The sequence below is a fragment of the Larkinella terrae genome (assembly GCF_009668025.1).
Taxonomy (GTDB): Bacteria; Bacteroidota; Bacteroidia; order Cytophagales; family Spirosomataceae; genus Larkinella; species Larkinella terrae.
The window spans coordinates 169,482-185,675 of the sequence record NZ_WJXZ01000012.1; the positions used below are offsets into that span (position 1 = coordinate 169,482).

A 16,194-nucleotide genomic window follows, 5' to 3' on the forward strand; every position below is an offset into this window, starting at 1 on the left:
TAAATGCTAATCAACCCCACTATACGCAAATGACTCAACTAAATTGCACAATGAAAAGAGGACTAGTTTTTGGAATGATTTTTCTGTTTGCCAGTGCATCCACCCTGCTGGCCCAACAACGCTGGAGTGCCGGACCCCGGATCGGCGTCAATGTTTCGAGTCTTTACGGCAAGAGCAGCTATTATGGCCCAAAAGTCGGTTTAATTGCCGGTGGCTTTGTCAGTTACAGTTCAATCAATCATTTCGGTATTTCAGCGGACGTTCTGTATTCGCAGCGCGGAGGTAAATACGATAATCCCAGCGATCGCAGCAGCCACACGCAATTTCTCAATTACCTGGAAATTCCCGTTGTGGCCCGTTATTACCTGAATTTGAGCGGCAATTTCCGGCCTAATTTTTTCGTTGGCCCTTCTTTGGGCATTCTGATGGCTGCCAAACGGACTCACTCCATCAACCAGGGGCAGTCGTATCCTGATTCCGATACGAAAGACGAATTTGAACCGCTGGATTTGGGCGGAACCGCCGGTTTTCAGGCCAATTTCAAAGTTAAAGACCGCCAGCGTTTCCTGATCGACGCCCGTTACACCCTCGGTCTTACGAACGTCAGAACGAATTCATCGCCCTGGCTCGGTAATTCAACATTCAGCTTCACGCTCGGCTACAGCTTCGGCGTAGGCCGGAATTATTAATCAACATACCGACGGACTTTAGTCCGTGAGATTTAGCTCCTATTAGAAGTTAATTCTATTTCGAGGATCTCACGGACTGAAGTCCGTCGGTACGTTAATTTCCGTATAAGGCTTTCGCGGCTGCTTCGTATTTGTCACCGGCGATCCACTGCGGCCGCGTCGGTTTATTGGCAATCAGCCGGGCGGTATACGAAAACGCCTGACAGAATCGGAGCAAATATCCGTAATCAATCGTATCCGGGTTGTCAGCCGCCTGGTGATAATACTTGAATAAATCGGCGTCAAACTTCCTGAAACCCGCCGAATACGTAGGCGCCGGAATTCCTTTGATCGCAAAATTGACGTTGTCGGAGCGATCGAACAGGTTTTGTTCGGGAGCCGGTTCTGCAAAAACGCCCAGCCCAAAGGCTTTGCTACCGGTTTCGATTTCGGTTTTTGCCCCCGTTCGCTCCAATCCCATGACCGAAACGATGGTCGTATCGCTGTACCCCGCGCCATCGCTGTTCAGGTTAAAAACCGTCTGTTTCAGCGGCACCAGCGGATGTTCGGCATAATACCGGCTGCCCAGCAAACCGAGTTCTTCCCCCGTTAACGCCAGAATCAGCACCGACCGCTTCGGACGCTGGGCTTGTAATGCTTTGGCCGACGCCAACAACGCAACGGTTCCGAAGGCGTTGTCGCGCGCGCCGTTGAAGATGCTGTCACCCGACGTATACGCCTGACCGCCCTGTTTGCCAACACCCACATGATCGAAATGCGCCGACAATAAAACGTACTCATTTTTTAGTTTCGGATCGGTTCCTTCCACCACAGCCGCCACATTGACCGCGTCGATCACCCGCTGGGGCCGTCCCGACGTCTGGATCGAAATCGTCTGGCTGGCATCTTTCAATTTCGCCAACTGGTTTTTCCCGTTATCGACCCAAAGGTGTAAAAGCGTCGGCAATTCGGTAGAAGACGCCAGCGACAGTTGTTCGCCCTGAAAGGCGCGGGTCACCACGGGCCACGGATACGTACCGCTCGTATAGAGTTCGATCAAACCAACTGCACCTTTTTCGGCGGCCAGTTTTCGTTTCTGCTCCGAAGCGGCCAGCAGTCCCCGATTGGTTGTGGCCTCCGGCGAACCGACCTGCGCTACAACAATTTTGCCCCGCACATCACGTCCGTTGTAGCCATCGGCGGCTTCGGTCAGGCCGTATCCCACATAAACCGTCTCGGCTTTCAGGTTCGTTTCCTTCCCTCCGACAACGACAAAATCCTTCCCGAACTGTAGCGAATCAGTCCCAATTCCGACTCGGGCGTAGGCCACCGGTTTCGTTTGCACGAACGGTATTTTCTGGTAGTAATCCGTTTGCCCGGCTACCGGTTTCAGACCCAGCGCCCGGAATTGCTCGGCAATATACCGGGCAGCCACCAAATTGCCGGGTTCACCCGTCCGCCGTCCCTGGAGTTCGTCGGCCGCCAGAAACCGCATTTGCGCTTCAACTTCCGCCCGCGTGAGTTTGGCTTCAGGAACTTTGGGAACGGGTTGCGCACTGGCAACTGCCGACAGGAAAAAACCGCTTAACAAAAAGCCGAATGGTTTTAACATGGTTGTGAAGTGTAAGATTTTCAGTTAGTTGGTTCAAAATGACTCAGGCCCCGTTCGGCCATTTCGCGCAGCCGTGGTGTTGGCCGGAAACGTTCGCCATAGGCGTCGGCCAGCCGGTCGGCTTCCTGCACGAAGTTCGTAATTCCTACATAATCGACAAATGACAAAGCCCCACCCGTGTAGGCCGGAAAACCCCAGGCCAGGATGGAACCGATGTCGGCATCCAGCTGGGTTTGGATAACGCCCTCTTCAAAACAGCGAACGGTTTCGAGCACTTGCCGGTATAAAAGCCGTTTTTTAATTTCTTCCACCGAAGGCTGGTTTTCGGCCAGCGGGAAGAGTTCGCCCAAACCGGGCCAGAGGAATTTCTTTCCGTCCGCCGGATATTCATAAAAACCGGCTTTTGATTTTTTGCCCAACCGGCCCAGTTCAACAAATTTTCCGCCGATCTGAAACGCCGTATCGTCTTCATTCAAGACGCCGTCTTTGATGCTTTGGCCCGAAATCTTGTGGATCAGTTCCAGCGACACTTCGTCGGTAACGGCCAGCGGCCCAACTGGCATCCCGGCCGCTCGCCCAGCGTTTTCGATCAGCACCGGATTCACACCTTCTTTCAACAACTCCATGCTTTCGGCCGTGTACATTGTAAATACCCGCGAGGTGTAAAAACCGCGCGAATCGTTGACGACAATCGGCGTTTTGCGAATTTTTTTGACGAAGTCGAGCGCCAAAGCCAGCGCGTAGTCCGACGTTTGTTTGCCCCGAATCACTTCGACCAACTGCATTTTATCGACCGGGGAAAAGAAGTGCAAGCCGATGAAATTCGCCGGTTTTGCCGCTGCCTGCGCCAGTCCGCTGATTGGCAACGTCGAGGTATTGGACGCAAAAACGCCCTGTTCCGCCAGCATCGGTTCAGCTTCCTGCGTTACCTGCGCTTTCAGTTCCCGGTTTTCAAAAACCGCTTCGATGATCAGGTCGCAGCCCCGCAGGTCTTCGGCATCGGCGGTGGTTTTGATCAGACTCAGCGCGGCTTCGGCCTTTTCCGGTGTTCCCTTTCCGCGCTCAATGGCTTTTTTGAAAACCGTCCGGGAATAGTCTTTCCCTTTTTCAGCCGCTTCGACCGATACGTCTTTCAAAAATACCTCAATTCCGGCGATGGCGGCTGCGTACGCAATGCCCGAGCCCATCATCCCCGCGCCCAGAATACCGACTTTTTTGACGTCCGTCGCCGGAATATCTTTCGGGCGGCTGATCCCTTTATTGGCTTCGTTCAAACCCAGAAACATCGTCTGGATCAAGCCTTTGGCCACCTTCGACGTGGCCACTTTCACAAAATACCGCGCTTCGATCACCAGCGCCCGATCCATACTGACCTGCAACCCTTCGTAAACGCAGGACAGAATTGCCAGCGGAGCCGGGTAATTTCCGTGCGTTTTTTCCATGACCATCGCCGTTCCGGCACCAAAAACCCGCGCTCCCGTGGGGCTTTGCACCCCGCCACCCGGCACCTTGAAATTTTCTTTTCCGACAATTTTGCCCGTTTTCCGGTCGCGCTCGTCCCAGGGCCGCAACGGTTCGGGATTGGCCTCAATCCAGGCAAATGCTTTTTCCAGCAGTTCTTCCCGCGAAACCGCCAGTTCGTCGACCAGCCCCAGCGCCAGGGCTTCTTTCGGGCTGACGCGTTTTCCTTCCAGTAATAACGGCAGAGCGGCTTCCATGCCGAGCATGCGCGGCAACCGCTGGGTTCCGCCCCCGCCGGGTAGCAAACCGAGCGATACTTCGGGCAAACCGATGATCGCTTTCGGATTGTCGAGCGCGATGCGGTGGTGGCAGGCCAGACAGGCTTCGTAACCCCCGCCCAAAGCCGTGCCATTGATGGCGGCCACTGTCGGTTTGCCTGTGGTTTCGATGGCCCGGAAAATGCGGTTCAGCTCGGCCGAAATTTTCAGCATTTCGGCCGGATCTTTATCGTTGTTGCGGAGGATCATTTTCAAATCCGCCCCGGCAATAAACTCGTTTTTCTCCGATGTAACGATGATTCCTTTGACGTCCGCATCGTCGTAAGCCCGTTGCAGCGCAGCCTCAAACGCCGGAATGGAATCGTCGTTGAGGACGTTCATCGGGCTGCTGGTCATGTTCCAGCTCAGAATGGCGACGTTGCGGTTTTTAGTGTAGTTAATCATGTGAATGACTTAGTTAATACGTTCAAAAACCGTGGCAACGCCCATTCCTCCGCCCACGCAGAGCGTTGCCAGACCCACCTGTTTGTCGGTGCGTTCCAGTTCGTCCAGCAATGTGGCCGAAATCATGGCGCCCGTTGCGCCCAGCGGATGGCCCAGCGCAATCGCTCCACCGTTGACATTCAGCCGGTTGTGATCAATACTCAGTTGATTCATGTAAAATAGCGGAACGGCGGCAAAGGCTTCGTTTACTTCGAACAGATCAATATCGCTGAGTTGCATACCGGCTTTTTTCAGCACCTTTTGCGTGGCCGGAACAACGCCGGTAAGCATAATGGTTGGTTCGGTACCGACAACGGCAAAGGCTTTAATGAGGGCGCGGGGTTTCAAACCGGTTTTTTCACCAAATTCTTTCGAACCGATCAACAAGCCAGCGGCTCCATCGACAATCTGGGAGGAATTTCCGGCGTGGTGAATGTGGTTAATTTGTGCCAGATCGGCGTATTTCAGCAGCGCCAGGGCATCGAAACCCATTTTTCCGATGGCTTCGAAAGCGGGTTTCAATTTCGATAAACTTTCGGCAGTAGTGTCCGGTCGAACACCTTCGTCGCGGTCAAGCAATGTGACGCCAAGTTCGTCTTTGATGGGAATGAGCGTTCGGGCAAAGCGGTTTTCCTGCTGCGAAACCGTCGCCCGTCGGTAGGATTCGGCAGCAAAGGCGTCGGCATCGGCCCGACTAAAACCGTATTTGGTGGCAATTAAATCGGCCGAAATTCCCTGCGGCACAATGTTATGACGGGCCACAATCTGCGGATTCATGAACAAAGCGCCCCCGTCTGAACCAATGGGGATGCGCGACATCGACTCCACCCCACCGGCCACCACGGCCTCGAACTGCCCCGAAAGGATGTAAGCGGCCGCCATATTGATGGCTTCGAGTCCGGACGAGCAGAAGCGGTTGAGCTGCACCCCGGCGACGGTTTCGGCGTAACCGGCTTCCAGCACGGCGGTGCGGGCAATGTCGGCGCCCTGTTCGCCAATGGGCGTCACACAGCCCATCAATACGTCGTCGAGAAGTGCCGTATCGAGTTGATTCCGGTTTTTAAGTTCACGCAAAACGCTGGTCAGCAGTTGAATCGGCTGCACATCGTGAAGGGAGCCATCGCTTTTGCCCCGGCCACGTGGCGTTCGGACGGCGTCGTAAATGAAAGCCTGCGTCATAAGGGTTCGTTTATTTTACCAACAACGGTATGCGAACATACGGTCATAGAAAAACAAACTTACCGGTATGGCAAATAGGCCGCAAGTGATTGCATCAAAATTGACCGGCGGAGCGGGTTATTTCTTTCTTACCCGAAGAATTTCAGCCGTACCTACAGCTCAGCGACGGCGGTTTTTTGAGTATCCAGGGAAGAAAAAGCCGAGTTTTTACTGATGTATTCCGGTATGACCAGTTTAATAATGCGCACTAATTTATTCGCATCACCTTCGGCCAACCGGTAGCGCAGTTCTTCAAAAACGGCTTTTATTTCATTTAATTCGGGCGTATTGACGCGGGCAATCATAATCTGGGGATGATATGTCGGCAGAGTCTGTTCGTTATCATTCAATAATTCTTCAAATAGCTTTTCGCCCGGACGCAAACCGGTATAAACCATCTGGATTTCCTTGCCGACGGTATACCCGGAAAGGTGAATCATTTTTCGGGCCAGCTCGGCAATACGAACGGGTTCGCCCATATCAAAAACGAATACTTCTCCGCCTTTACCCATCGTCCCCGCTTCCAGCACCAGCTGGCAGGCTTCGGGAATGGTCATGAAATAGCGAATAATGTCCGGATGCGTTACCGTTACCGGCCCACCGGCCTGAATCTGTTGCCGGAAAACCGTCACAACGGAACCATTGGAACCCAAAACGTTGCCAAACCGCGTCGCCATAAACCGGGTTTTCCGCAATTTAGTATCCGGATGGTTCAGGCTTTGCACGTACATTTCGGCCAGCCGTTTGGTAGCTCCCATCACGTTGGTCGGATTAACGGCTTTGTCGGTCGAAATCATCACAAATTTCCGGACGCCAAATTGAACGGACAGATCGGCCACAATCTGGGTACCCAGCACATTGACCCGGACGGCTTCGTAAGGGTGCTGTTCCATCAACGGAACGTGTTTATAGGCAGCTGCATGAAAGACAAAATCCGGTTTAACTGCCCGAAAAATATGGTGCATCCGGGTTTCATCGGCCACATCACCAATTTTCAGCAGCAGATTTGTGTAGGCAAGAGCGGTTTTATATTCACGGCGCAGATTAAATTCAAGATCGAACAAGGCCGATTCAGCCTGATCCAGCAACACAATCGTGCGCGGTCGGTGGTGCAACAATTGCCGAACAAGTTCACTCCCAATCGAACCGGCAGCGCCCGTCACCAGCACGGTTTGATTACGCAACTGTTCGCCGGTTTCCTGATTAACGAGACGAATGGGATCGCGTTCCAGCAGATCTTCAATCCGGATGTCGCGAATCTGCGAAGACTTCAATTCGCCGTCAATCCACTGCCCAATGGTCGGAATGGTTTTGATACTGACGTGATGCGGCAGAAAAAACTCCGTTATTTCATTTTTCTCATGCTGGTCGGCGGTGTCCATCGCTAAAATCACCTGCGGCAGAACAGCCTGATTTCGGATGTAACGCTCGTACGCTTCCTGTCTCGAAATAACCTTTATGCCCTGAATGACTTTCTGAATTTTATAGGGATTGTCGTCAATAAATGCCAAAATGATATACCGTTGTGCGGAGTCCTGAACCAATGCCTTGCGCGTTAACAGGCCCGTTTTTCCGGCGCCATAAATCAACACCGGCTGACGAATTCCGCCATTTCCGGCCATGAGTGTCCAATAGAAAGCTTTGGCCATAAACCGGCTAACTGATAAAAAAACCAGGCAGCAGAAATAATCAATCAGGAGAATGGAGAGCGGAATATAAAAATAAACCCGCCCCGACAACTGCCAGAGAATCAGCGAACCCAGCGCCGTTAGTATCACGCTTGTCGTAACCGCGTAAACCAATAAAGTTACATCTTCTAAACTCGTGTGCCGGATAATGCCCTGATACGAGCGGAATAGCAGAAAAAACAGCAGTCGAAAACCAACGGTAACACTCAAACAATACAAAAAGTCGGCGCGGTTAATGCCGTTGGTTTCAAAGTTGAATCGCAGAATATAAGCAACTGAGAATGATACGATGCAGATCATTACGTCGATACTCAAGACCAGGTAACTGGACACAAAACGAGTTGCACTCGTTCTCAATAATTGATTAATCATCAGTTCACAAGTTGGTAGGCACGCTATGATTTTCTATCGAAATAATTACCGGTAATTCCATTAGCCATATTTGTTTGTAAAAACAATAATATGAGTAAAATTACGTAAATACTCCGCGACAAAAACAATTACTTTAATAAATTTTTCAACGCTGCTTCCAGTTCCGGAAATGTATATTGAAAAGTCGTTTCTGCACGTATTCGTTTGTTTACCACATAGTTACCTCCTAAAACAACAACAGCCATTTCTCCAAATAACAAGCGAATGGCGAAGCCGGGCACACGGGGTAAAAAATGCGGTTTATCCAGCAGTTCTATTATAAGACGAGTGAATGTCTGATTAGTCACAGGTTTGTCCGCAACTGCGTTATAAATTCCCTGCCAGTTCTCATCAGTAGCCGCCTGAATGTACATCCGGCACAGATCATCGATGTGAATCCAGGACATGTATTGCTGCCCCGAGCCCAGCGGAGCACCCACCCCCAGCCGGATCGGCTGCACAAGTTTGGGCAGCGCACCGCCTTCCATCGTCAACACGATACCGGTGCGGAGTTTGCCTGTCCGAATGCCCAACCCGGCGATTTCATCCACGGAACGCTCCCACGCCCGAACCACCTGCGCCAGAAAATCGCTGCCGCCTTCGCTGGTTTCCGTCAGCGGGCGGTCGCCGGTGTCACCGCCGTAGAAACCGGTCGCGGAAGACGATACAAACGATTGAACATGGTGTTTGCCGGAACGCAGGGCGCTGGCCAGCAGCAGTGTCGATTGGGTACGGCTATCGATGATTTCCTGTTTGCGGGCATCCGTCCAGCGCTCGTCGGCAATGGCGGTTCCGGCCAGGTGAATGATGTGGTCGGCCGTTAGAATGGCCTGCGGATCAATGTGGCCTTTCCCGACATCCCATTGATACACCGTAACGTTGGGAATCTCTTTTTTAGAACGGCTAAGGAGCGAAACGCGAAATCCCTGCTCAAGCAGCAATTGGGTGAGTCGGCGGCCGATGGTGCCGGTGCCGCCGGTAATCAGAATTGTTTTTGCCATGACGGTTGAAGGTGGTCATGGAGTAACCAGCCGTTTCAGAAAATTGTTACCCGGTTTTTTATTTCAAAGCGGTCTGATTGGACACCGGCAAATCGGCGGTTGCATTGGCCGACAGGGCGTACATTTTCTTGCCTTCATCCAGAAAACCGGCAAACTTATTTACGTCCAGATCGTAGTTTTTGGGCTGAACCAGCAACTTTCCGGTAGGATCGACCAGGCAATAATGCGGCTGGGCGTTGTTGTTGTAGCGGACAATCTGCAAATCGGCGTTCTGCGCGCCGATCGTCTTTTTCTGCCTCTTGTCGTAGGTTGAGGTATACCAGTCGGCTTCCGGCAGCTCGGTTTTGTCATCGACGTAGAGCGCCAGGATCACGTAATCGTTTTTCAACCGGCGTAAAACCGGCTCTTCGGACCAAACCCGCGCTTCCATTTCCCGGCAATTCACACAGCCGTGGCCGGTGAAATCAATAAAAACCGGTTTATTCACTTTGGCCGCGTACGCCAATGCCTGTTTGTAATCAAAAAAGCCCTGAAGCCGGTGGGGCAACCGGAACAATTCGCTGTATTTTGGCTTTTCTCCCAATGTATTTTCCTTCTCCGTCGACGAAACACTAACACCCTGAAAACCAAAATCCTGCGTGGTTTCGGGCGGCAAATAACCGGCCAAAGCTTTCAAAGGTGCGCCCCATAAACCGGGGATCATGTAGACAACAAAAGCGAACGTGACAATGGCCAGCAGCAAGCGGGGAATGCTGACGGTTTTCGTTTCACTATCGTGCGGCAATCGTACTTTCCCGAGCAGGTAAAAACCGATCAACGCGAAAATAACGATCCAGAACGCCAGATAAACCTCACGGTCGAGCAGATTCCAGTGATACACCTGGTCGGCAATACTCAGAAATTTCAGCGCCAGCGCCAGTTCCAGAAAACCGAGCACCACTTTCACCGAATTCAGCCAGCCGCCCGATTTGGGCAGGCTTTTGAGCCATTGTGGAAAAGCCGCAAACAGCGTAAACGGAATGGCAAAAGCCGCCGAAAAGGCCGCCATGCCAACAATTGGTTTCAAGACTTCGCCCCCCGCCGATGCAACCAGCAAGCTCCCGACAATGGGCCCGGTGCAGGAAAATGACACCAGCACCAGCGTAAACGCCATGAACAGAATTCCGGCCACACCGCCTTTTTCGGCTTTGGCGTCCATCGAATTCACCAGCGAAGTGGGCAATACAATTTCAAACAAACCGAGAAACGACAAGCCAAAAACGAAGAAAATAGCGAAAAACAGGACGTTGGGCAGCCAGTGGGTACTGACAAAATTGGCGAAAGCCGGGCCGTTAATCCGCGAAACCACTGTTCCGACCAGCACATAAATACCGATGATCGACAAGCCGTACAAAACCGCTTTCCACAATCCGTTATCCTGCTTGGTGAAGTAGCTCACCGTCATCGGAATGATCGGGAAAACGCAGGGCGTCAGCAGGGCGAGCAGGCCCGACAGAAATGCCGCCACCATGAATCCGAGCAAGGATTCGGGCTTTTGGGGCTGATTCGTTTCGAGTTGTGGGATAGCGACTGGTGCCGCTGATGAGACGGTTTCCGAGTCGGTTTTTACGGTATTGACCGACGGCGCAACAGCCACTTTGGTAGTCGTATCTTTGGGAGTAGAAACCGCAGCGGGCTCGCCCGTGGCAACGGCTTCCGACGTGGGAGCAATCGTCGCCGGAGCATCCGCAACGCCGGTGGTTTTGATGGCAACTTTAAATTCCTGCTCCGTGGGGGGCAGGCAAGTCGTTCCCGAGCAGGTCTGGTATTCAATGGAGCCTTCGATCACCGGATTAGGTTTCAGGACCTTAACCTTCTGAACCAGTGCCGCTTTGTTTTCAAAAAACCGCACTTTGCCATTCCAGACTTCTTCAAATTCTTCTTTCGGTGCCAGGGAAATAAACGCGCCAACTTTTTCGAAACTGCCGTTTTCCTTCAATTTCAGCGTAGTAGGAATCGGGCCCAGATCCGGGTCCAGATCCGAAGAATAGACGTGCCAGCTTTTGTCGATCGTAGCATTCATTCGAATTTCCACCACATCACCGACCTTCGCTGCGGTTTTTGATGCCGTAAACGTCCAATGCGTCGGGTCCGGCTGAATTTGCGCGGAAGCCGTGGTCAGCGCTACGAGAAAAACCGTCAGAAAAGAGAAAAAACGACCAACTTGTTTCATATCAATGGCTTACTGATTTGCCCAATCCTACAACACGAATTCTGCAAAAATATCTCCATTCCTTCCACAAATCACGCAAGAACCAAAAAAAACACCCTGCCGGAGTTCCAGCGGGGTGTTCTGCACAACCAACCTATATTTAATTTACTTAATTAGACAAGAGTGTTGAGACAAGAGAATAAAGACAAAATTTTTCTGGTCTTTATTCTCTTGTCTCAACTCTTTACTCTCTGACAAACAAAAGCGGATTCAACGCGCTTTCGGGTTTGGTACCAATCGGATAACTTTCCAGCCAGGTTGTCCAGTCGGCTTCCTGATAGGAGTTTAAGGGTTTAGTAATCGTCTGATTCTGATCCATGTAAATCATCGTCATCACTTTGCGCGGTGTGTCGGAGGTGTTCGGTCCGGCGCGGTGGAACGTCCATCCGGCGTGGTAGCTCACTTCACCCAGCTCGAAAGGTGTGTCGTTGATGTTAAAATTAAGTTTGGATAATTCGTCGGCTAATAACCGCTCGCTTTCGTCGCTGATTTCGATATTCCGGCCAATTTCAACGCCCTGGCTCTGTTCAGCAAACGCCAGCGGCCCCATTTCCATCGGCGTGTCCTGCAGCGGAATCCAGACGGTAACGGTCTTGGGAGACGACAAAGGCCAGTAAAACTGGTCGGCATGCCAGGGTGTAAAACCGCCCGACGGTTCTTTGTAAAGGGCTTGGTCGTGGTACAAACGGACGCCATCGACACCCATCAGATCGGCCGCAATTTTGGCCAGCCGACGCGAAAAAACGAACTCTCTGGCGGTTTCGTCTTCCCGCCAGAGGTTCATAATCTGGAGAAAAGCCCGCTCATACGTCGTTCGGTCCTCCATCGATTTTGTCAACGTATTGAGTTTCAGAACCAGTCCGGTAATGACGTCGCCGTAGTACTGAAGTACTTCGGGGCTCAGCACGTTTTTCAATTTGACGTAACCGTTCTTCCGATAAAAGGCAATCGCTTCCGGGCTGACGGTATACTCCTCATCCAACTGTTGCAGCAAAGAAGGGTTATCGACGGTTACCTGCATAATAATCAACGGGTTTAGGAATAATCAATATCACAAAATTGGTTCAATATTATCTTGTAAAAATTTAATTATTGTCCCAATAAGTGTATAATTTTGACTTTTTGTTCCCCATATTGCTCTTCGAGAGTAAAAATACTGCATGTTGTGAAAGCATTGTTTGAAAAAATTGAACTTGGAGATCACAATTCTCTAAGAGTGATGCACATTGAGTTACCGTTTTTCGATGCTCCCTGGCATTTTCATCCCGAGTACGAATTGACGTATATCGTCAGCAGTCACGGCAAACGGTTTGTCGGCGACCACGTCGAACCCTTCGACGCCGGGGATCTGGTGTTATTAGGCCCCGGATTGCCCCACTTCTGGCGCAACGACGATGAGTACTACCAACCAGACTCGAAGCAGAAAGCCGAGGCCATTGTCGTGCAGTTTGCGCAGTCTCTAGGCGACACCTTTTTACCTCAATTGCCTGAAACACAACCTTTGACAGCATTACTGAACCGCGCCCGCTACGGTTTGCATTTCGGGTGCGACAAAGTGGCCGGGGTAAAAACCGCCCTGGAAGGCCTGCTGCACTGCGACGGTCTGGAACGGCTGCTGCGGTTGCTCTACCTGCTTCAGCAACTGGCCGACGACCCGAATGCGGTCATGCTGGCGAGCGATAATTACGAGCTGAAAGCCAGCGAAGCCGAAACCGAGCGGATGAAGCGGGTGCTGGATTTTATGCTGGCGCATTTCCGGGAAGAAATCCGGGTCGACGACATGGCGTCGGTAGCCGGAATGGCACCGGCAGCTTTTTGCCGGTATTTCCGGAAACGAACCCGCAAATCATTTATCGAATACCTGAACGAGCTGAGAATCAGTCACGCCCGCAAATTGCTGGTGCAGTCGGACCTCAGCATCAGCCAGGTAGGGCTGGAATGCGGTTTTAATAATATCTCGCATTTTCACCGCCAATTTAAACTGCACAACGGCACGACACCGCTGAAATACCAGTCGCTGCAACATAATAAGTAGAAGACAACCAGAATGCTGTTTTTCTCCGTACTTTTGTTGTATCTATGGACCGCACGGGCGGCCCCGTTTAGTCCGGAAGATTCGTCAGTATCATTATTAAAAAATAAATACGGACTTTAGTCCGTAGGTACGTACAAGCTAATCGCTAATTATGTCGACTACAGCCACCTCTATTACCCGTGACACACAGGTATTTGAGCTAATCGCCAAAGAACAACACCGCCAGGAATCTGGTCTGGAACTGATCGCTTCCGAAAACTTCGTTTCCAAACAGGTACTGGAAGCGGCCGGAACCGTATTGACGAACAAATACGCCGAAGGCCTGCCTGGCAAACGGTATTACGGCGGCTGCGAAATCGTTGACGAAATCGAACAGATTGCCATCGACCGCGTGAAAGAATTGTTCGGCGCTTCGTGGGCCAACGTGCAGCCGCATTCGGGTGCGCAAGCCAACACGGCGGTTTTTGTGGCCTGTCTGAAACCGGGTGATACGATTCTGGGTTTTGATCTGTCGCACGGCGGTCACCTGACGCACGGTTCGGCGGTGAATATTTCCGGAAAATATTTTCGGCCGACTTTTTACGGTGTCGAACAGGAAACCGGGGTGATCAATTACGATAAAGTAGAAGAAACCGCCCAGCGCGAACGGCCAAAACTGTTGATCTGTGGCGCTTCGGCCTACAGCCGCGACTGGGATTACGCCCGGCTGCGCGCCATTGCGGACTCGGTAGGTGCCCTGCTGCTGGCCGACATTTCGCACCCGGCGGGTCTGATTGCCAAAGGGTTGCTGAACGATCCGATGGATCATTGCCACATTGTGACCACGACGACGCACAAAACGCTGCGCGGTCCCCGGGGTGGTATGATCATGCTGCGGAATGATTTTGAAAACCCATTTGGCATCAAAACGCCAAAAGGTGAACTGCGGCTGATGTCGTCGCTGCTGGATTCGGGTGTGTTCCCGGGTACGCAGGGCGGTCCGCTGGAACATATTATTGCGGCCAAAGCCGTTGCATTTGGCGAGGCTTTGTCGGACGATTTCGGGGATTACGCCAACCAGATTCAGCGCAACGCCCAGGCGATGGCGGCCGCTTTCGTATCGAAAGGCTACCAGATCATTTCCGGCGGAACCGATAACCACCTGATGCTGATCGACTTGCGCTCAAAAGGTCTTTCGGGTAAACTGGCCGAAAACACGCTGATCAAAGCCGATATTACGATCAACAAAAACATGGTTCCGTTCGACGACAAATCGCCGATGGTAACCTCCGGGATGCGGGTTGGTACGGCGGCCGTCACCACGCGCGGCATGAAAGAATCCGATATGGAACAAATTGTCGTATATATCGACGAAGTTCTGATGAATCACGATAACGAAGCTAAACTTCAGGCAGTGAAAGAAGAGATCAACTCCTGGATGAAAGCGTTTCCACTTTATAGTTAATTGCGATTGAGTGATTGAGTGAATGACGGGGCCGCCCGTGCGGTGAATAGTTTCGCAGGAAGCAAAGAACTGGCGGCCCCGTCAATCACTCAACCACTCAATCACTCATTAAAAATTTAAATGAAGCCCATAGACCAGGAATTTGATAGCGAGAACGAGGTGGAGGAAGGTGAAATGACCTTTCTTGAGCATTTAGAGGAGCTTCGGTGGCACATTGTCCGGGCCATTGGCTCGATTGCCATATTTGCGATACTCGCCTTTATTTTTATCCGGGAAATTTACGATTCCGTTATTCTGGCGCCTTCCAAAACGGATTTCTGGACCTATCGCATGATGTGCGAGCTGTCGAAAAAAACCGGTTTTGCGGATTTGTGCATCGAAAAACTGAATTTTACCCTGCAAAGCCGCGAGATGGCCGGGCAATTTACCACGGCCCTGACGTCATCGCTGATGGTCGGTTTACTGTTTGCGTTTCCTTATGCCTTCTGGGAGCTCTGGCGGTTCATTATGCCGGGTCTGAAAATCTCCGAGCGCCGGGCCGCACGGGGGGCGGTTTTTTACGTCACCACGCTTTTCATGCTGGGTGTGCTTTTCGGGTATTACATCGTTTCTCCGCTGGCCATCAACTTCCTGGCAAACTACCAGCTTGATCCGAGCATTGTGAACGAATTCGATATTACGTCGTATATCTCCACGCTGGCTACGCTGACGCTCGGTTGTGCCCTGACGTTTCAGATGCCGATTGTGGCGTTTGTGCTTTCAAAAGTGGGCATTCTGACGCCCAAATTCATGCGCGAATACCGCCGTCATGCGCTGGTCGTCATTCTGGTGGTAGCAGCCGTGATCACTCCTTCGCCGGATGTGTACAGCCAGATTCTGGTGGCTATTCCGCTGGTTTTGCTCTATGAAGTCAGTATCTGGGTTTCCGGCTACGTTCAGCGGCAGCGGCTGAAAGAGGAACAGGCGTTGATGAAAACCGACGGTTACGAAGACTAATAAACGGGGGCATTCAGTTGCCCCTTTTTTATTTTAAAACTTGCCGGTAATCCCCATTCGGAGGATGGCAATGCCCCAGCCTAGTTCGGCAAAACCGCCGATATGCTTGCTGAAATGGTAAAAACCACCGATATGCACCCCCGGAAAAAAACCGCGGGCGTGGAGCTTTGCATACGGATTCTGGTCGAGCCGTTCCCGGCGGATGATCGTTCGCGTTCCCACCGATAGACCCGCATACGGATCTAATTTCGTCGTTCCGACGCCCAGCGCACTCGCCAGGTGGTAGGAACCCCGGATACCATAATTGACAAACTGGGCTTTCCAGCGGTGATCGCCGGACTTGGTGCCAAACAGAGCGTAATCGAAATAACCGCCCGCGCTGATTTTATCGGTAAAACCCAGTTCAAAAGACGCTCCGTTGCACAATCCGCCGACGGCGTAGGTTTGCACACCGAGCCCCATATTGAGCATCACGTTAATTTTCCGGTCGATCTGCGCAAAGCCGGAGGTGGCTGTCGTGAGGAGGCATAAGACCGAATAGAGTATTTTTTTCTTCACAACTTCTTGGTCGTTACTCGCTTATTGTTGTTTACTGTTCGAAAGAGAGGCCATTGGGTCCATCCGTCGCGACGATACAAAAGTGGTAAC

Annotated in this window: 12 protein-coding genes; 4 read left to right on the plus strand and 8 right to left on the minus strand. The window is 51.7% G+C overall.

The window, feature by feature from the left end; translation table 11 throughout:
* The first annotated feature begins 50 nt into the window (after positions 1-50).
* The gene (locus GJJ30_RS19145) at positions 51-689 is read left to right on the plus strand and encodes a porin family protein (RefSeq protein WP_229313249.1); all 639 of its coding nucleotides are present in this window, start codon (positions 51-53) and stop codon (positions 687-689) included.
* A gap of 94 nt (positions 690-783) precedes the next feature.
* Here GJJ30_RS19145 and GJJ30_RS19150 read toward each other — a convergent pair whose 3' ends face one another.
* From GJJ30_RS19150 to GJJ30_RS19180, 7 genes are all read right to left on the minus strand, one after another.
* Positions 784-2,280, minus strand: a complete 1,497-nt coding sequence (locus tag GJJ30_RS19150) for a M28 family peptidase (protein ID WP_154176788.1) — start codon at positions 2,278-2,280, stop codon at positions 784-786.
* A gap of 20 nt (positions 2,281-2,300) precedes the next feature.
* Complete coding sequence (locus tag GJJ30_RS19155) at positions 2,301-4,463, minus strand: 3-hydroxyacyl-CoA dehydrogenase NAD-binding domain-containing protein (protein ID WP_154176789.1); 2,163 nt, start codon at positions 4,461-4,463, stop codon at positions 2,301-2,303.
* Between the two features lie 9 nt (positions 4,464-4,472).
* Positions 4,473-5,681, minus strand: coding sequence for an acetyl-CoA C-acetyltransferase (locus GJJ30_RS19160; RefSeq protein WP_154176790.1), 1,209 nt, complete (start codon positions 5,679-5,681; stop codon positions 4,473-4,475).
* A 152-nt stretch (positions 5,682-5,833) separates the two neighbouring features.
* Entirely contained in the window at positions 5,834-7,708 is a 1,875-nt protein-coding gene (locus tag GJJ30_RS19165) for a polysaccharide biosynthesis protein (protein ID WP_229313251.1), read from the minus strand.
* Between the two features lie 200 nt (positions 7,709-7,908).
* The gene (locus tag GJJ30_RS19170) at positions 7,909-8,820 is read right to left on the minus strand and encodes a TIGR01777 family oxidoreductase (protein ID WP_154176792.1); all 912 of its coding nucleotides are present in this window, start codon (positions 8,818-8,820) and stop codon (positions 7,909-7,911) included.
* A gap of 58 nt (positions 8,821-8,878) precedes the next feature.
* Complete coding sequence (locus GJJ30_RS19175; protein WP_154176793.1) at positions 8,879-11,032, minus strand: protein-disulfide reductase DsbD family protein; 2,154 nt, start codon at positions 11,030-11,032, stop codon at positions 8,879-8,881.
* 223 nt (positions 11,033-11,255) lie between these two features.
* Positions 11,256-12,092: a phytanoyl-CoA dioxygenase family protein gene (locus tag GJJ30_RS19180; RefSeq protein WP_154176794.1), complete on the minus strand. Its 837-nt coding sequence runs from the start codon at positions 12,090-12,092 to the stop codon at positions 11,256-11,258.
* A 198-nt stretch (positions 12,093-12,290) separates the two neighbouring features.
* Between GJJ30_RS19180 and GJJ30_RS19185 the strand changes: the two genes are divergently transcribed.
* The 3 genes from GJJ30_RS19185 to tatC all read left to right on the plus strand — a co-directional run bounded on the left by GJJ30_RS19185 (position 12,291) and on the right by tatC (position 15,546).
* Complete coding sequence (locus GJJ30_RS19185) at positions 12,291-13,106, plus strand: helix-turn-helix domain-containing protein (protein ID WP_154176795.1); 816 nt, start codon at positions 12,291-12,293, stop codon at positions 13,104-13,106.
* 151 nt (positions 13,107-13,257) lie between these two features.
* Entirely contained in the window at positions 13,258-14,550 is a 1,293-nt protein-coding gene (gene glyA / locus GJJ30_RS19190) for a serine hydroxymethyltransferase (protein ID WP_154176796.1), read from the plus strand.
* 120 nt (positions 14,551-14,670) lie between these two features.
* A complete protein-coding gene (tatC, locus tag GJJ30_RS19195) occupies positions 14,671-15,546 on the plus strand; it encodes a twin-arginine translocase subunit TatC (protein WP_154176797.1) in 876 nt (291 codons plus the stop codon).
* A 33-nt stretch (positions 15,547-15,579) separates the two neighbouring features.
* On the opposite strand, the gene GJJ30_RS19200 is transcribed toward tatC, so the two are convergent.
* Positions 15,580-16,104, minus strand: a complete 525-nt coding sequence (locus GJJ30_RS19200; RefSeq protein ID WP_154176798.1) for a hypothetical protein — start codon at positions 16,102-16,104, stop codon at positions 15,580-15,582.
* Between the last annotated feature and the right edge of the window lie 90 nt (positions 16,105-16,194).